This window comes from Methylobacter sp. (assembly GCF_036845245.1).
Lineage (GTDB): Bacteria > Pseudomonadota > Gammaproteobacteria > Methylococcales > Methylomonadaceae > Methylobacter_A.
On the sequence record NZ_DAIUEH010000054.1, the window covers coordinates 1 to 16,292 of the forward strand.

Below are 16,292 nucleotides of genomic sequence, written 5' to 3' on the forward strand. Positions count from 1 at the left end.
AAAAGGTAGCCAAATAAGAAATACGGTAACTAATTTACGTAATTAAACACTAGTACTCAGTCAAATTTATAATGTCGAGTGAAGAAGGCTATGTGGGAGCGGCTTTAGCCGCGACAATCGCGGCTAAAGCCGCTCCCACAATTAAATTACCACCCGACAAAACAAGATTGACTGAGTACTAGTGCCATGCCACCTCTCCTGCACATATTTAGGTCCATGTCTCTTTCCAACATCAATTCCGGCATCTGTGATTTGGAACCCAAAGCCTGCTTTGGTCATTTATCCAGCATTTTTGTTGCTAAAAAGATAATCAGTAACATATTGGTTTTTTTATTATAAATAACAGCAATGGATTCAGATTTTGTAGATTCGCAACGATAGGCCGATTTGTTGCCACGTAACAAAACTGTAACAATGCTGTCATTAAGCTGTCATTTAATTTCCATATTCTTGCTCAAACTTTTTGATAACAACCAAGAGCAATATATGAAAATTTCTAAACTTACATTGGCAATTGCTACCGTTTTAGGGGCGGGCGCAACTTCCGGCGCTTTTGCCATGGATCTTTATGTTGATACCAAAACCAAACAGATTTATGCGGAACCCGGCCCACATAGACAACTGATGGGCTCTTTCGAGCAAGTTCAGAGTACTCCTGCAAAGCCGGCTGCTAAACAGGCAGACACGGCAGAAATTAAGGCCATTCGTGAAGATTTGGTGTTAAAAGACAATGCAATTAAAGCGTTACAAGAACATGCCGAAGCCGAGGCAGATCCAAAATTAGCTCATGTCAAACTTGATGACGGTATACATTTTGCGACTAAGGACGGCAACTTCACCGCCGGCATTAACGGACGTTTGCAGGTGGATTCGCAGGTCAATGTTAATAATAAAGTTACCACGCTTACCGGTGCCAATTTACCCGATCAATTGGATGATGGTGTAGCGCTTCGTCGTGGCCGTCTGGGTATTGAAGGTACCTTCTTCAAAAGCTCAATCTATAAATTCGAATATGATTTCACTCGCGGCAACGGTACAACCGGCGCCGGCGTGACCGATGCCTACATCGGCTACAACTTTTCTAAGCCGTTTCAAGTTAAAGTCGGTGCGTTTAAAGAACCGTTCAGTTTGGAAGAAGCGACCAGTAACCGTTATATCACGTTCATTGAACGTAACATGGCAACTAACGCTTTCGTTGACGACCTCAATACTTACAAAATGGGTATAGGGGCGAGTTACTCGGAAGACCAGTGGCAGGCAGCCGCATCGTTGCAAACGGAACCTGTTGGCGCCAATGGAGCAAGCAACAGTTCCACCAACTCTAACGGCGGTAGCAACCGTAACGGCGGTAGTGGCGATACTAACTGGGAAGTTAACGCTCGTGTTACCGGCATGCCTTGGATGGAAAGCAAAACCAAATTCCTGCATGTGGGTACTTCGGGATCATATATCAACGTTAATAACCAATATCAGTCCGGTGGCGCGTTTAATAACGGCGGTATTTCATTTGCCCGCGGCCTTGATAACAACGTAGATCGCACCAACATTTTGAATACAGGCAATTTAACTTCAGGCGCTAGAGGCGCAGCTGGATCCAGAGTGGCAAACCACCTGACCCGTTTCGGTGCTGAATCCGCGCTGGTTTATGGACCATTTTCAGCCCAAGGCGAATATATCCAAACGGACATTTCAGGTACCGGTTATAACGGCGAATCTCTGAGCGGTTACTACGGCTATATGACCTATTTCTTAACCGGCGAATCTCGCGCTTACAAATCTAAAACCGGCGCTTGGGATCGGTTAAAGCCAAACCGCAACTTTGATATGAAAGGCGGCTGGGGAGCATGGGAACTTGCAGCAGGTTATGATTCAATCAACTTGAATGATGGCGTGATTAGAGGCGGACGGGCTTCAACGGCTAAGCTGGGCATCAACTGGTATCCTAATTCACATGTCCGTGTAATGGCTGATTATGTCCATGCGTTGGATATTAACACCGGCGGAGTTGCGGATATACGTAGTGCCGGATTTAATAATGCCGACCTGGATGTGATTGAAACACGCGTTCAGTTGGATTGGTAAGGATTGGTTAAGGCTCTTTAGATTGGTTTCCACTCTCAAGGCAGCTTAACGAAATCGACCTTGGCGAAAGCCAGTACACAGCCGCATTGATTTTTCAATGCGGCTTTTTTTATGGCCTATGTTTTTCAGTCGCGTTTCATTATTTTTAATTGAGTGCGCATATTTTCAAGCTCGTCCATCAAGTCCAGAGCCAGCGCGATACCGGCCAGATTTACACCCAGATCATGGTGTAGCCTTAGCGCGGAACGTACTCGTATCAAGCACCCTCCTGAAAAACGCCACACCTGTATTTCATCTCCTTGCGGTTCGATAATGCTTTCTTCAACCAGACTGATAACCCATTCTGCATGGACGCCGCAAGCATCGCACAATTGATCCAGGGTCAGGCTGTCATCTTCAATGACTGTTCCGGTATGCACCGGTAATAAGTGATGCGAAGTCATTAGCGTTATACCCCCATGGATATGCGTGGGTTAAAATCAAACTCGTGCTGCATTTTTTGGTAGGCCGCTTTAGCCTCTTCGCTATGTGCGGGTGGCAGGGCGATTTGTAGTATCACATAGAAATTACCCGGTGTTTTGGCCGGTAGTCCAAGGCCTTTTAATCGCAGTTTGGTGCCTTGTTCCGAGTGGGGCGGTATTTTCAGGTCGACGATTCCTCCCGGTGTCGGCACTTTGATTTTAGCGCCTAACCTCGCCTCCCAAGGCGTAACGGGCAGATCCAGATAAATATCCGTGTCGGAAACCCGATACTGCGGGTGATTGTTAAAGGCTATTTCAAGCAGCAGGTCGCCGGCTTTACCGCCGCCTAAGCCGGGGTCGCCCTGGCCTGCAAGCCGGATATGCTGTCCGGGTTTAATACCTTGGGGTATTTTGATGTTCAGATTTCTGTGCTTAAGCTGTACATGGCCTTGCGCATCCATTTCCGGCGCACTCAGAGAAATATTGCGCGTCGTACCTTTAATACTGTCTTCCAGGTCAATATAAATTTTTGCATGGGTATCCTGTCCCCGCGCATGGAATTGGTGCGGTTCGTGACCGGGTGAATGGAATCCGGCACGTCCGAATAATTGCTCAAAAAAATCGCTAAAGACGCCGGCATCGCTACCGGTAAAATTGCCGCCTTTGAATTCGAAGCCTTCATCCCAATTAGGTGGCGGCCTGAAATCTTCACCGGCTTTCCAGTTAGTGCCCAGCTTATCGTAAGCGGCTCTCTTTTCGGTGTCCTTAAGCACTTCATAGGCCTCTCCCAGCTCCTTGAATTTTGCTTCGGCATCCTTTTCCTTACTGACATCGGGATGATATTTGCGCGCCAATTTACGATAGGCGCGTTTGACCTCGTCCTGAGTGGCTGTCCGGGATAGCCCCATGATCTTGTAGTAATCTTTATACTCCATGCTGTGCCCACCCGATTACAATTAAATTAATTTGCGAATTTTGCTTGATCCAATAGCTGTGATAGCCGAAATGGTTTGAGGATAGTAATACTTACCGGCGTTTCCGGGAAGTATCGTTTGGATTCTACGCCGGTGACGGCATAGAGTCTATTTAGACAAGGCAACGGACTTGTCAGTCCTGAGATAGTAATCCTTCATATCTAAAAATCCTCAAACCATTTCGGCTTAAAAAAATAATATAAAGTAAAAAACTTTGATATGGATACGAATACAAAAAGGCAATGGACAACCAAAATCACTAAACACTACAGCAAGCGCTTTAAAAATGTAAAAGTAATATTTGGCACCCTACCGCTTCTTTTCGATTGTCTTTCGGGTTTAATCCGCCACATACCGCCGGTCGGGGCATAGCGCCCCGACCGGCTTTGGTTTGCCTGTTCTTACGAAATCAGGACGAATGGTTAATAGACGCCTGAAATTATTCCTCAGACGTCACATTGATGCGTTTTGGTTTAATAGCCTCCCGTTTGGGAATGATGATTTCCAGTACGCCGAGTTTGCATTTTGCATTAATGGCATCGCCATCGGCAGAATCGGGCAGACTAAAACGCCGATAAAAAGAACCTGATGTTCTTTCGACTCGTTTATAACCTTCTTTTTCAGTTTTGACTTCGGTTTCTTTTTCGCCTTTTACCGTCAAAACACCGGCTTCCATGCTGACTTCGATATTTTCCGGCTTAACCCCCGGAATATCGGCATGGATAACAAATTTATCGGTTTCTTCTTTGATGTCGACCGCGGGTGCCCATTCGGCGGTTGCAATCGAACCTTCGCCGGATTTGTCATCCTTGGACAGCGCCAGTTCTCTTTGCAGCTGATTCAATAAACCCCATGGTTCATAACGTACGATAGCCATTTCTTGTCTCCTAAAAATTAATGTATTAATTAAATAACAAACTTAAAAACGATTATTTGTGTTCATCAAATATGTGGGGACAATGGGATTTTTATCAAGTGGCTACAGGTGATTTACTACTAACAAACGGTGTCTTGGAACAACTATTAAGATGATCTCTTGGTTAAAATCGGGAGAATAAAAGTACTGGCACGATATTCAGCCAGTCAAGATATTCGAGTGTTAGCGGTCGTTCGAGGACAAAGAGTGTAATCCTGAGCAGCTGTGAGTCGGCCTTGGAGAATTCCGCTGCAAAGTACAGACAGATTTTAAGTCGCAACATGGATTTGAAAGAAATTCGCCAAGCTACCGCATGTTTATGGCAATATGTTTGAGGGCTTTAACGATGGGAGAAAACAATGACAACCGACCAGCGGGATAAATCCAAAATTAAAGAAAAGAAAAAACCGATTCCACGTGACGTGAATAAGGATGCTATAACCGCACGCAGTCAAAAATCCAAACCAAGTCCGGAAATTTTACTTAAATCGCCAACCGGGATAAAGGGAATGGACGAGATTACCGGCGGCGGCCTTCCCGCCGGGCGTCCGACCCTGATCTGTGGCGGTACCGGCTGCGGCAAGACCCTGCTTGCGATGGAATTCCTGGTGCGCGGGGCAACCCAATTCAATGAACCGGGTGTGTTCATGTCCTTTGAGGAAAATTTGGAAGAGCTGACCAAAAATTTCGCCTCCCTGGGCTTCGACCTGAATGCCCTGGGAGCCAGCAAGCAGCTGACGCTCGACTACGTCCATATCGACAAGAGCGAGATCGAGGAGACCGGCGAATACGATCTGGAGGGACTGTTCATACGTCTCGGTTATGCCATTGATACGATCGGCGCGAAACGCGTGGTGCTCGATACCATCGAAGCGCTTTTTTCCGGGCTGGACAATGAAAGCATTTTGCGGGCGGAACTAGGGCGCCTGTTCCGCTTTTTGAAACACAAAGGGGTCACTGCGATTATTACCGGCGAGCAGGGAGAACGAAGCCTCACCCGTTACGGTCTGGAAGAATACGTCGCCGATTGCGTGATCTTCCTCAACCACAACGTCAATCAGCAGATAGCGACACGCCGACTCAGGATCGTCAAATATCGCGGAACTGCCCACGGCACCAACGAGTATCCATTCCTGATTGATGAACAGGGCTTTTCGGTCATGCCGATTTCCTCGCTCGGCCTCGATCACCCGGCTGCCAGTGAGCGGGTTTCCAGCGGCATCCCCCGTCTGGACGCAATGCTGGGAAGCAAAGGCTACTACAGGGGCAGCAGTATTCTGGTAAGCGGTACCGCCGGTACCGGGAAATCGAGTATGTCCGCCTACTTTGTCGATGCCGCCTGCCGGCGCGGCGAGCGCTGCCTTTATTTTGCTTTCGAGGAATCCCAAAACCAGATTATCCGCAACATGCGCTCCATCGGCATTGACTTGGGACAGTGGGTCGACAAGGGGCTGCTCCGATTCCAGAACAGCCGTCCCACCCTGTACGGCCTTGAGATGCACTTGGTCGCCATGCACAAAGCGATAGAGAGTTTCAAACCGGCCATTGTGGTCATTGACCCGATCTCCAACCTGGTGACAGCGGCCAGCGAAGCGGAGGTCAAATCGATGCTTTCCCGCCTGATCGATTACCTGAAGACGGAACAGATAACCGCCTTCTGCACCGATTTGACCACGACCGGCAGCAGCGTGGAACGGACCGAAGTCGGTATTTCTTCATTGATGGACACTTGGCTCCTGTTACAGACCCTGGAAGGGAGCGGCGAAAGGAACCGCGGACTTTACATCCTAAAGTCCCGCGGTATGGAGCATTCCAACCAGGTCCGGGAATTCCTCCTGAGCGACAAAGGCATCCATCTCCGGGATGTGTACACCGGTTCCGGCGGAGTCTTGACCGGTTCGGCCCGTATCGCGCAAGAAGCGCGGGATATGACCGAAGCTCTCGAACACAAGCAGGAAACCGAACGTAAACAGCGCGAGATCGAGCGTAAGAAAACGCTGATCGAAGCGCAGATTGCCGCCTTGTACGCCCAGCTTGAGGCTGAAAAGGATGACCTGGAATTGATCAACGCCAAGGAAACACAACGGGATGAGGCTCTGGTTCAGAGAAGTAGGGACATAGCCAGGAACCGCAAGGCGGACGCTTATCTTTCCAAACAGGACAGCAACGAAAAAATAGGCAAAAGGAGTCGCAAATGACAAATTCCGCGAACAATAATCCGGCAAAAACAGCGAAACCGGAAACGGTTGATGAACGATATTTGCTGAGGCTTTACGTGGCGGGGCAGACGCCGAAGTCCATCGAGGCTTTCGCCAATCTGAAACGGATCTGCGAACAGCATCTGGAGGGACAATACCATATTGAAGTCATTGACCTGATGGTTAACCCCACACTGGCCAAAGATGACCAGATCCTGGCCTTGCCGACTCTGGTGCGGCGAATTCCGGAGCCGATGACGAAGATTATCGGAGACCTTTCCGATACCGAAAGTGTATTGGTAGGACTGGATATACGACCTATGACCTGACACCAGCAGGTTTTGGAGGTAAATATGACCAAGAAAAAAGCCGATCAAACGCAGGCGATGCAGAATGCGACCGATGCTTTCGAATTGGCGCTCACGGAAACTAACGAAGGGCACTACGTTCTCCGGTTATATGTGACTGGTATGACGCCCAATTCCCGTAGAGCGATCGAGAACACCAAAAAAATCTGTGAGGAACACCTGAAAGGGCGTTATGAGCTGGAAATAATCGATATCTATCAGCAGCCCATCTTTGCCAAAGAGGGGCAAATCATAGCCGCTCCCACGCTGGTCAAAGAACTCCCGCCGCCACTGCGTAAATTCATCGGCGACATGTCTCACACCGAGCGTATCCTGTTAGGCCTCGACCTGAGGAAGAAGAATTAGAGATAGTTTGGTGAAAGGGGGCAGCATGACAAGCGATAACAGATCCCGTGAAGAACTCTTGGCCGAGATAGAAGCACTTCGTTTTCGTCTCGAAGAGGCTGAAGAGACCCTGCACGCTCTCGGAAGCGGCGCGGTGGACGCCCTTGTGGTCACCATGCCGGAAGGAGAGCGGGTTTTCACTCTCCAGGGGGCCGAGCATCCTTACCGTATCCTCGTCGAGACCATGCACGAAGGGGCTGCCACTCTCGCTACGGACGGTACCATTCTCTATTGCAACACCAGCCTGGCAGCCATGTTGCAAGTTCCTCTGGAACAGCTTATCGGGGCTTCGCTGGGTTCTTATCTGACGTCCTCGGATTATCTCTCTATTGTCTCCCATCTGAAAAATGGTGCTCAAAAGCACGATAATGAGGAAATGACCCTGATTACCGGGGCGGGCAATCTTATTCCTGTGCTGTTTTCCTGCTGTGCCGCCGGGCATTCGGGCAACCAGGGGTTGAGCATTGTGCTCACCGACATTAGCGCCAGAAAACAGACTGAAAAGACAATACTACGCCTGAACCGGCTCTACGCCGTATTGAGTGCGATCAACAATGTCATTGTTCATGCCAATGACCGCGACACTATTTTCCGGGAATTTTGCCGTGTCGCCGTCGACTTGGGTGGCTTCCGCCTTTCCACAGTGGGGCTGGTGGATAAGGAAACCGGGTTGGTGAACATTACTGCCGCCAGTGGAGAGACCGGATATCTCGAAGGCATGGGGTCTGTCGGGATTGTAATTCGTGAAGATCCCTATTGTATCTGCAATGATTTCTTCAACAGCGACATGCCCCGCTCCTGGCGCGACCGGGTCCAAGCATACGGTATGCGGGCCTATGCGAGCATTGCTATCAAACAAGAGCGGGAGGTTATCGGCTTACTGACCCTCTATGCCGGTGAGCAGGACTATTTTGACGCCCAGCAGGTAGAACTGTTGCAACAGATGGGGGCGGACATTTCATTTGCACTTGATAACCTGTTGCTGGGGGCTCGGGTGCGGGAAGCTGAGATACAGGCCTTGGTAATCGCTGAACGCGAACGGGCTGCCGAGGCGATCCGTGACAGTGCCGAGCGGAAGCGGTTTGCCTTGGAAACTATCCATACCGGCGTGTGGGACCTCAATCTAGCTGATCATACAGCCTACCGCTCCCAGGAGCACGACCGTATCTTCGGTTATTCTGATACGAATCACGAGTGGACCTACGAAATGTTCCTAGAACACGTGCTGCCGGAAGATCGTGCGACGGTGGAGGCGAGTTTCCATGAAGCAGTAGCCACCCAAGGTGATTGGCATTTTGAATGTCGTATCCAACGCGCCGATGGCGAAATCCGCTATATTTTGGCCGCCGGCCGCCATCGCATTAACAGCAGGTATGGCAATCTTCGGATGGGAGGTATTGTTCAGGACATTACAGACCGAAAACTGGCGGAAAAGTCACTGCGAGAAAGTGAAGAGCGTTTAAGGTTGGTGCTTCGGGCAAGTTCTATGGGAACCTTTGAAGTTAATCTCAAAACCGGCGAAGGGCGGTGGAATGACGTCCAGTATGAGTTGCTGGGACTGAAGCCCGGCGATATTCCCGGTACTCCTGAAAATTTTTTCCGTTACGTTCATCCCGACGACGTTGACACTGTAAAAGAGCATTGGCAGAGAGCGTTGCAGACCGGAGTACTGGACGTTGAGTTTCGGGTAGTCCGTGCAGACAAGCAGGAACGCTGGCTGGCCGGAAAAGGCCGATTTATATTTGAGGCCGGGAGCAGTGGACGCGCAGAACGGTTTCAGGGTGTGAACTTCGATATCACCAAGCGCAAGCGGGCCGAGGAGAAGCTGCGGGAGAGCGAAGAGCGCTACCGTAATATGATGGAATCTGCACATGATTGGGTCTGGGAGATTGATGCAGCGGATGTGTATACTTTTTCAAACTATCAGGTGCAAGAGATACTAGGGTATGGGCCGGAAGAAATCATTGGCAAGCGTCCTTTCGACTTGATGCCTGATGATGAAGCTGATCGGGTCGAGAACATATTTTCCAAAATCAAGCAACAGCGGGTGTCATTCCATAACTTGATCAATATTAATCGGCATAAAGACGGCAGCACGGTAATACTGGAAACGAACGGTGTCCCGTTTTACGATTCGCACGGTGGTTTTCTGGGCTATCGCGGTAGGGACCGCGATATTACCGAACAGAAACAGTTAGAAGCATCATTACAACAGTACAGCGAAATATTGGAATCCAGAGTCGAACAACGAACCGCGGAGCTTCGCGAAAAAGATAGGCTGCTATTTCAGCAGAGCCGCCTCGCAGCCATGGGCGAGATGATCAACAACATCGCTCATCAGTGGCGTCAGCCCTTGAATGTCTTGGGGTTAAACATCCAGCGCTTACCCTTGTTTTACGATATGGGCAAACTGACGAAGGAGTTTCTGGACACGAGCACCAAGGATGCGATGACCCTGATCCGACACATGTCGCAAACTATCGATGATTTTAGAAACTTCTTTCAACCCGACAAGGAAAAGACGGACTTTAGTGTTAACCAGCTCATTCAGCAAACTATCAACCTGGTTGGTGATAGCTTTAAACATCATCAAATTAAACTGGTGGCAGAGGCCGATGGTGAGGTGTGGATTAATGGTTATCCCAACGAGTTCTCCCAAGTCATTCTGAATATCTTGCAGAATGCCCGTGATGTACTGGTAGAACGCAAAATCACCGACGGGCTCGTAACCATTACCTCATCAACTGAAAACGGCAAGGCAGTCATTATCATTGCCGATAACGCCGGCGGTATTGCCGAAAATATCATCGACAAGGTATTTGATCCCTACTTCAGCACCAAAGGCTTACAGGGTACGGGCATTGGTCTGTATATGTCTAAAAATATTATCGAAAACAATATGAACGGCAAGATAACTGTCCGCAACGTCTCCGATGGTGCGGAATTTAGAATCGAGGTCTAGCATGAACGAACACAATCCGCTTTCAATACTGTTGGTAGAGGACGACGAAGGGGCTCGCGAGATTTTGGCCAGTGTGCTTGCTTTGAGGTTTCCGGCATTTGCTATCCATATTGCCGATAACGGCAGGACGGCTTTGGAATGCTTCAGAAAATATCCGTCGGCCATCGTGATCACCGACGTGAATATGCCGGTAATGGACGGCATCAGTATGGCCAGGGAAATCAAATCGATCAATGCGGGCGTCAAGTTGATCGTTCTTACTGCCTTCAGCGATAGAATCATTCTGGCGGATACTGCGGCAATCGAAATCGATCACTATATGTCGAAACCTACCGATTACGGAAACCTGTTCGAGGCTGTTGAACACTGCATTGCAGGGATTACGCCGAGATGAAAGCCAATCATCTAATAACCGTGATGGCTGGCAAGGGGCTGATGCGATGATCATTGCCCGGCGGAAGGTTCATTCCATTCGCTGGATGCGGATTTCGGCTTTTAACGCCGTTCTGCTAAGCGGCTTGCCCGATAGGCGCGCATTAGGGAAATAAAGGCCAGGAAATCGTACAAGCCGTGAATAACTATGGGGACTAATAAATTCCTGTCGCCACCATAATCCAGGGATAAGCTTAAATAAATTCCCACTAAAGTCGCCAATACCGCATAAAGCGGCGTTACGGCATGAGCCAGACCGAAAATAATATTGCTGCCGATCAGGCCTGCTGTCATTCCCCAGGAAGACTCCATCCAGGGCTGAATAACGCCGCGGAATAGTAGCTCTTCCGATAGCCCGGCAATTGATGCGAGTATCAATAGATCAGTCCAATGATAACGATGCAAGCTTGAGCCCAGCGTCTCAAATAGCACGTTTTTAATCTTTACTACCGGCTCTGCTTGCATCTGCTCCATAGACAGAAACAACAAAAATAAAGGTATTGTCCCTATCACGCCGTAAGCAATGGCCGTTTCTGAAAAATGCAGGTAAGCAAAAGGGTCGATGTCTGCGATCCAACCTAAGAAAAATGCGACCAAAATCAGGGCCGCTTCAAAAGAACAAGCCTTTCTAAAAAAATCATCGGGTTTGATCAGATATTTAGCCATTTGTATTAACTAAGCAGTAAGAAAAGGTCATTCTAATCAAAAATGGTTAAAATGATGTTTTTGATTCATTAGTTGCGACTGACAATATGCAGTGTTTTATTTATAAAAGCTTGAAAAAAGAACATCTTTATTTGTATGTTGATAAAAAAGACGATTTTTCGAAGGTACCGGAAGCGCTTTTCGACAGTTTTGGCAAAATTGAATTTGTGATGGATTTGGAGCTGACGCCGGAACGCAAACTGGCTAAGGAAAATGTCGAAAAAGTGATGAACAGCCTGAAGACGAAAGGTTTTTTTGTGCAACTGCCGCCGCTCAACATGCCTGCACCGTTGAAAGTTCAATAGTCTGTATTTACGAAGGGCGACAGAAGCCGCCCCTACAATTTACGCTTTCGGCAAGGTAACGCCGGTCTGTCCCTGATATTTGCCGCCCCGGTCTTTGTAAGAGGTTTCGCAGACCTCGTCGCCGCCAAAAAACAGCATTTGCGCAACGCCTTCATTAGCATAGATTTTTGCGGGCAGTGTTGTGGTATTGGAAAACTCCAGCGTCACATGGCCTTCCCATTCGGGTTCCAGAGGAGTGACATTCACAATAATGCCGCATCTTGCGTAAGTGGATTTTCCAAGGCAAATCGTCAACACATCGCGGGGAATACGGAAAAACTCAACCGTTCTGGCCAATGCAAATGAGTTCGGCGGAATGATGCAGACATCGGATTTAACATCGACAAAACTGCTTGAGTCAAAGTCTTTGGGATCAACGATTGCAGAGTTAATATTGGTAAAAATCTTGAATTCGTCTGAACACCGGACGTCATAGCCGTAACTGGAGGTGCCGTAGGAAATAACCCGGCCGCGTTCCGAATCCCTGACTTGGCCGCTTTCAAACGGCTCTATCATGCCATGTTGTTCCGCCATGCGGCGTATCCATTTGTCCGACTTAATGCTCATGGAGTATTACTACCTGATTGATTTAAAAAGGCGGATTTTAACACAGACTTACTAACTTCTCATTACCCACGGGCTGTGTGAGTATCAAGCAGGGAAGGTTGGTGAAAAGCTTTTTTATATTACGTGTTCTGCACGACGATCTTCGGAAACTTCGTGGTGAAATCCTTAGCCTTCAACGCCAGTCTAGCCGCTGTTTTACGGGCAATCTGTCTGTAAATTTGCGCAGGCCGCCCATCCGGGTCGGCGACTACAGTCGGGCTGCCGGAATCTGCGAATTTACGGATGCTAATATCCAACGGCAAGGAACCGAGAAACTCAATTCTGTTGCGTTCGGCCATCGCAAGCCCGCCGCCTTCGCCGAAAATGGCTTCTTCATGACCGCAATTACTGCAAATATGAATGCTCATGTTTTCGACCAGCCCCAGTACAGGCACGTTGACTTTCTCGAACATGCCCAAGCCGCGCTGGGCGTCAATCAGCGCGATATCCTGCGGCGTAGTGACGATAACCGCACCGCTGACCGGGATTTGCTGGGACAGGGTCAGTTGAATATCGCCGGTACCAGGCGGCAAATCGATAACCAGGTAATCCAGGTTGTCCCAGTTGGTATCTTTGAGTAATTGCTGCAATGCCGTGGTGACCATCGGGCCGCGCCAGATCATGGCTTGATCGGCTTCCACGAGATAGCCGATAGAGTTGGTTTGCACGCCGTAAGCAACTTTAGGCGTCATGGTTTTATTGTCCTTGCTTTCCGGGTAGCCGGAAAGCCCCAGCATCATCGGGATACTGGGACCGTAAATATCCGCATCCAGAATACCGACATTAGCGCCTTCTGCGGCCAGCGCCAGCGCCAGATTGACGGCCGTCGTCGACTTGCCGACGCCGCCTTTGCCGGATGCCACGGCGATAATGTTTTTGACATTCGGTAACGGTTTTAACGCCTGTTGCACAGCATGGGAAAGGATTTTTACGCTGACTTCAATGTTGATATTACCGATGCCTGGCAGTGTTTTTAGATGATCTTCAACCGCAGCTTTGAATTCGGCGATATAGCTTTTGGCCGGATAGCCCAATTCCAGTTTAACGCTGATATTGTCACCATCGATAACGATAGCTTTGACCGATTTTGCCGTAACCAGGTCGGTTCCGTTGTTGGGGTCGATGAATGTTTGCAGAAGATTTTCTACATCAGATTTTTCGATGCTCGCCATGCCCATGCTCCAAAGTGGTCAATAAAATGCGCCTGATCAATAACCAAGCTTTAAACTCAAGATAGAGAGCATTCTACCGATTACCCTATTCCATTGCACTTTTTAGATGGCCGATAATCACAAGTTGCGTTTATTTTATGCCATAATACCAAGCTGATTTTGCCTTCAAATTGTTTACTATGCCAGATAGAAAAATTCTCGTCACCAGCGCGTTGCCTTATGCCAACGGCCCCATTCATCTCGGTCACCTGGTCGAATACATTCAAACCGATATTTGGGTGCGTTTCCAGAAACAACGCGGTAATCTTTGCTATTACGTTTGCGCGGACGACACGCACGGTACGCCGATCATGCTCAGGGCGGATCGGGAAGGCATCACCCCGGAACAACTGATCGCCCAAGTCGGCAAAGAACATTTGTCCGACTTTATCGAATTCGGCGTAGCATTCGATAATTATCACAGCACTCATTCCGAAGAAAATAAAGCCCTGTCATCGCTGATTTACGAACGCTTGCGTGATGCCGGGCATATCAGCTCACGCAGCATTACTCAAGCCTATGACCCGGTTAAGAACATGTTCTTGTCCGACCGTTTTATCAAAGGCGAATGCCCCAAATGCGGCGCGGCCGATCAATACGGCGACGGTTGCGAAGTGTGCGGTTCAACCTATGCGCCGACCGAACTGAAAAACGCGGTTTCGGCGATCTCAGGCGCAAAACCTATCGATAAAGATTCGGTACATTACTTTTTCGATCTGGCCAACTTTAGCGATATGTTGCGCGAGTGGACCAATGCCGGCCATTTGCAGCCCGAAGTCAGCAACAAATTGGCCGAATGGCTGGACGGCGGTTTGCAGCAATGGGACATAAGCCGCGATGCGCCTTATTTCGGTTTTGAAATTCCCGATGCGCCGGGCAAATATTTTTATGTCTGGCTGGATGCGCCGATCGGTTACATGGCCAGCTTTAAAAACCTGTGCGACAAGCAGGGACTGGATTTTAATGAATTCTGGTCGAAAAACAGCGATGCCGAGCTATATCATTTCATCGGCAAAGACATCATCTATTTCCATGCTCTGTTCTGGCCTGCGATGCTCAGCGGCGCGCATTTCAGGACGCCCAGCGCGATTTTCGCGCACGGTTTTTTAACCGTGAACGGCGAAAAAATGTCCAAATCGCGTGGCACGTTTATTAAAGCTAGAACCTATCTGGATCACCTGAACCCTGAATACCTGCGCTATTATTTTGCCGCCAAGCTCAGCGCCGGGGTCGATGACATCGATTTGAATTTTGACGATTTCAGCCAGCGGGTTAATTCCGACCTGGTCGGCAAAGTGGTCAATATCGCCAGCCGTTGCAGCGGTTTTATCGCCAAACGGTTTGATAATAAGTTGTCGGAGCAATGTTCGGAACAAGCCTTGTTCCATGAATTCATTACTGCCAATGCACAAATTGCCGAACATTACGAGGCGCGCGAATTCGGCAAAGCGATGCGTGAAATCATGGCGTTGGCCGATAAAGCCAATCAGTATATCGACGAGCTTAAGCCCTGGCTGATCGCCAAAGAAGAAGGCAAAGATAGAGAGCTGCACGAAGTCTGCACAATGGGGCTCAACCTGTTCCGCTTGCTGGCCGTTTATTTGAAGCCGGTGCTTCCTGTGTTGGCAGCCAATGCGGAAAGCTTTTTAAACATCGAAGCGCAAACTTGGCCGGTTGATGCGAAGCCTTTGCTAAGTCATGTCATCAATGAATTCAAACCGTTGATGACGAGAGTTGAGGCCGACAAAATCGCGGCGATTGTAGAAGCTTCCAAAGAAAACCTGGAAAAAACTGCCGAGCCTCCTAAGCCTAAAAAATACGAGCCGATTGCCGACACCATCGAGTTTGACGATTTCGCCAAACTGGATTTGCGTATTGCCAGAATCATCAAAGCCGATCATGTCGAGGGCGCGGACAAATTATTACAATTGACTGTCGATATCGGCGATGAAACCCGCAACATCTTCGCCGGGATTAAATCCGCCTACAGTCCGGAAGACCTGGAAGGGAAATTGACTTTAGTCATCGCCAATCTTGCTCCGAGAAAAATGCGTTTTGGTTTGTCCGAAGGCATGGTGCTGGCTGCAGGTCCCGGCGGCCAGGATATTTGGATTTTGAGTCCCGATGAAGGCGCCGAGCCGGGGATGCGGGTTAAGTAATAACTAAAGGAACGATTGGCTGGTCGCCTATGACAAAAACATCTAAACTGATCGAGTCAATCCGTACTAATCCCAAAACAGTAAGATTTGATGAGGCTTGTAAAATTGCCGTAAAAATGGGTTTTATTTACTCGGGTGGAAAAGGTTTACATCAGGTATTTAAGCGGACAAATGAACCGGTACAGTTGAATTTTCAAAATAGAAATGGGTATATTCCTTATTATCAAGCCGTGCAATTAATTGCGATGTTGGAAAAATATGAGGTAGGGCTATGAACAAATATACGATAGAGATTTTTTGGAGTGATGACGATAACGGTTATATCGCTGTTGTACCCGACTTGCCGGGCTGCAATGCATTTGGAGAAACGCCGGAGGAAGCCGCGCACGAAATACAAGATGCTATCGAGGCATGGATTGAAGCTTGTAACGCTTCAGGGGAAAACGTACCGGAACCATCAAAGCAAGTTGTTAAATTTGCCGCCTAGATC

16 protein-coding genes are annotated in these 16,292 nt (G+C 48.6%); 10 read left to right on the forward strand and 6 right to left on the reverse strand.

Features of this window, described 5'->3' with window-relative positions; translation table 11 throughout:
* Nucleotides 1-486: 486 nt before the first annotated feature.
* A complete protein-coding gene (locus tag V7051_RS19950) occupies nucleotides 487-2,082 on the forward strand; it encodes an OprO/OprP family phosphate-selective porin (protein ID WP_333878042.1) in 1,596 nt (531 codons plus the stop codon).
* 125 nt (nucleotides 2,083-2,207) lie between these two features.
* Here V7051_RS19950 and V7051_RS19955 read toward each other — a convergent pair whose 3' ends face one another.
* From V7051_RS19955 to V7051_RS19965, 3 genes are all read right to left on the reverse strand, one after another.
* Nucleotides 2,208-2,525, reverse strand: coding sequence for a chaperone modulator CbpM (locus tag V7051_RS19955; protein ID WP_333878043.1), 318 nt, complete (start codon nucleotides 2,523-2,525; stop codon nucleotides 2,208-2,210).
* A gap of 5 nt (nucleotides 2,526-2,530) precedes the next feature.
* Nucleotides 2,531-3,478 (reverse strand): DnaJ C-terminal domain-containing protein, encoded by a 948-nt coding sequence (locus V7051_RS19960; RefSeq protein ID WP_333878045.1) that lies wholly within the window; start codon nucleotides 3,476-3,478, stop codon nucleotides 2,531-2,533.
* A gap of 478 nt (nucleotides 3,479-3,956) precedes the next feature.
* Nucleotides 3,957-4,394: an Hsp20/alpha crystallin family protein gene (locus V7051_RS19965; RefSeq protein WP_333878046.1), complete on the reverse strand. Its 438-nt coding sequence runs from the start codon at nucleotides 4,392-4,394 to the stop codon at nucleotides 3,957-3,959.
* A 398-nt stretch (nucleotides 4,395-4,792) separates the two neighbouring features.
* Here V7051_RS19965 and kaiC point away from each other — a divergent pair, with 398 nt between their 5' ends.
* The 5 genes from kaiC to V7051_RS19990 are packed head-to-tail and all read left to right on the forward strand — an operon-like array spanning nucleotide 4,793 to nucleotide 10,739.
* Nucleotides 4,793-6,631, forward strand: a complete 1,839-nt coding sequence (kaiC, locus tag V7051_RS19970) for a circadian clock protein KaiC (protein ID WP_333878048.1) — start codon at nucleotides 4,793-4,795, stop codon at nucleotides 6,629-6,631.
* Nucleotides 6,628-6,960 (forward strand): circadian clock KaiB family protein, encoded by a 333-nt coding sequence (locus V7051_RS19975; RefSeq protein ID WP_333878050.1) that lies wholly within the window; start codon nucleotides 6,628-6,630, stop codon nucleotides 6,958-6,960. The genes kaiC and V7051_RS19975 overlap by 4 nt, the downstream gene beginning before the upstream one ends.
* Before the next feature lie 24 nt (nucleotides 6,961-6,984).
* Nucleotides 6,985-7,344 carry a circadian clock KaiB family protein gene (locus tag V7051_RS19980; protein ID WP_333878052.1) on the forward strand — a complete coding sequence of 120 codons (360 nt, stop codon included), beginning with the start codon at nucleotides 6,985-6,987 and terminating at the stop codon, nucleotides 7,342-7,344.
* A 25-nt stretch (nucleotides 7,345-7,369) separates the two neighbouring features.
* The gene (locus V7051_RS19985) at nucleotides 7,370-10,345 is read left to right on the forward strand and encodes a PAS domain S-box protein (RefSeq protein ID WP_333878054.1); all 2,976 of its coding nucleotides are present in this window, start codon (nucleotides 7,370-7,372) and stop codon (nucleotides 10,343-10,345) included.
* 1 nt (nucleotide 10,346) lies between these two features.
* Nucleotides 10,347-10,739 (forward strand): response regulator, encoded by a 393-nt coding sequence (locus V7051_RS19990; protein WP_333878056.1) that lies wholly within the window; start codon nucleotides 10,347-10,349, stop codon nucleotides 10,737-10,739.
* Nucleotides 10,740-10,840: 101 nt separating this feature from the next.
* Here V7051_RS19990 and V7051_RS19995 read toward each other — a convergent pair whose 3' ends face one another.
* Nucleotides 10,841-11,443 (reverse strand): CPBP family intramembrane glutamic endopeptidase, encoded by a 603-nt coding sequence (locus tag V7051_RS19995; RefSeq protein WP_333878058.1) that lies wholly within the window; start codon nucleotides 11,441-11,443, stop codon nucleotides 10,841-10,843.
* 86 nt (nucleotides 11,444-11,529) lie between these two features.
* Here V7051_RS19995 and V7051_RS20000 point away from each other — a divergent pair, with 86 nt between their 5' ends.
* Entirely contained in the window at nucleotides 11,530-11,787 is a 258-nt protein-coding gene (locus tag V7051_RS20000; RefSeq protein ID WP_333878059.1) for a YcgL domain-containing protein, read from the forward strand.
* Between the two features lie 39 nt (nucleotides 11,788-11,826).
* On the opposite strand, the gene dcd is transcribed toward V7051_RS20000, so the two are convergent.
* Both dcd and apbC read right to left on the reverse strand, forming a co-directional pair.
* Nucleotides 11,827-12,393 (reverse strand): dCTP deaminase, encoded by a 567-nt coding sequence (gene dcd, locus V7051_RS20005; RefSeq protein ID WP_333878062.1) that lies wholly within the window; start codon nucleotides 12,391-12,393, stop codon nucleotides 11,827-11,829.
* Nucleotides 12,394-12,512: 119 nt separating this feature from the next.
* Nucleotides 12,513-13,604: an iron-sulfur cluster carrier protein ApbC gene (gene apbC, locus V7051_RS20010; RefSeq protein ID WP_333878064.1), complete on the reverse strand. Its 1,092-nt coding sequence runs from the start codon at nucleotides 13,602-13,604 to the stop codon at nucleotides 12,513-12,515.
* A 179-nt stretch (nucleotides 13,605-13,783) separates the two neighbouring features.
* On the opposite strand from apbC, the gene metG reads away from it, so the two are divergent.
* Genes metG through V7051_RS20025 form a run of 3 tightly spaced genes read left to right on the forward strand, consistent with a single transcriptional unit; the run spans nucleotide 13,784 to nucleotide 16,289 of the window.
* Nucleotides 13,784-15,802, forward strand: coding sequence for a methionine--tRNA ligase (gene metG, locus V7051_RS20015; RefSeq protein WP_333878066.1), 2,019 nt, complete (start codon nucleotides 13,784-13,786; stop codon nucleotides 15,800-15,802).
* A gap of 29 nt (nucleotides 15,803-15,831) precedes the next feature.
* Nucleotides 15,832-16,077, forward strand: coding sequence for a hypothetical protein (locus V7051_RS20020; protein WP_333878068.1), 246 nt, complete (start codon nucleotides 15,832-15,834; stop codon nucleotides 16,075-16,077).
* The gene (locus V7051_RS20025; protein WP_333878070.1) at nucleotides 16,074-16,289 is read left to right on the forward strand and encodes a type II toxin-antitoxin system HicB family antitoxin; all 216 of its coding nucleotides are present in this window, start codon (nucleotides 16,074-16,076) and stop codon (nucleotides 16,287-16,289) included. Before V7051_RS20020 ends, V7051_RS20025 begins: the two co-directional genes overlap by 4 nt.
* Nucleotides 16,290-16,292 lie beyond the last annotated feature (3 nt).

What these genes read in the sequence shown, in the direction of transcription:
- V7051_RS19990 (WP_333878056.1), top strand. Translation starts at nt 10,347, where the DNA reads ATGAACGAACACAATCCGCTTTCAATACTGTTGGTAGAGGACGACGAA.
- V7051_RS19995 (WP_333878058.1), bottom strand. Translation starts at nt 11,443, where the DNA reads ATGGCTAAATATCTGATCAAACCCGATGATTTTTTTAGAAAGGCTTGT.
- V7051_RS19960 (WP_333878045.1), bottom strand. Translation starts at nt 3,478, where the DNA reads ATGGAGTATAAAGATTACTACAAGATCATGGGGCTATCCCGGACAGCC.
- metG (WP_333878066.1), top strand. Translation starts at nt 13,784, where the DNA reads ATGCCAGATAGAAAAATTCTCGTCACCAGCGCGTTGCCTTATGCCAAC.
- V7051_RS19985 (WP_333878054.1), top strand. Translation starts at nt 7,370, where the DNA reads ATGACAAGCGATAACAGATCCCGTGAAGAACTCTTGGCCGAGATAGAA.
- V7051_RS20000 (WP_333878059.1), top strand. Translation starts at nt 11,530, where the DNA reads ATGCAGTGTTTTATTTATAAAAGCTTGAAAAAAGAACATCTTTATTTG.
- apbC (WP_333878064.1), bottom strand. Translation starts at nt 13,604, where the DNA reads ATGGCGAGCATCGAAAAATCTGATGTAGAAAATCTTCTGCAAACATTC.
- V7051_RS19980 (WP_333878052.1), top strand. Translation starts at nt 6,985, where the DNA reads ATGACCAAGAAAAAAGCCGATCAAACGCAGGCGATGCAGAATGCGACC.
- kaiC (WP_333878048.1), top strand. Translation starts at nt 4,793, where the DNA reads ATGACAACCGACCAGCGGGATAAATCCAAAATTAAAGAAAAGAAAAAA.
- V7051_RS19975 (WP_333878050.1), top strand. Translation starts at nt 6,628, where the DNA reads ATGACAAATTCCGCGAACAATAATCCGGCAAAAACAGCGAAACCGGAA.
- V7051_RS20025 (WP_333878070.1), top strand. Translation starts at nt 16,074, where the DNA reads ATGAACAAATATACGATAGAGATTTTTTGGAGTGATGACGATAACGGT.
- dcd (WP_333878062.1), bottom strand. Translation starts at nt 12,393, where the DNA reads ATGAGCATTAAGTCGGACAAATGGATACGCCGCATGGCGGAACAACAT.
- V7051_RS19955 (WP_333878043.1), bottom strand. Translation starts at nt 2,525, where the DNA reads ATGACTTCGCATCACTTATTACCGGTGCATACCGGAACAGTCATTGAA.
- V7051_RS20020 (WP_333878068.1), top strand. Translation starts at nt 15,832, where the DNA reads ATGACAAAAACATCTAAACTGATCGAGTCAATCCGTACTAATCCCAAA.
- V7051_RS19950 (WP_333878042.1), top strand. Translation starts at nt 487, where the DNA reads ATGAAAATTTCTAAACTTACATTGGCAATTGCTACCGTTTTAGGGGCG.
- V7051_RS19965 (WP_333878046.1), bottom strand. Translation starts at nt 4,394, where the DNA reads ATGGCTATCGTACGTTATGAACCATGGGGTTTATTGAATCAGCTGCAA.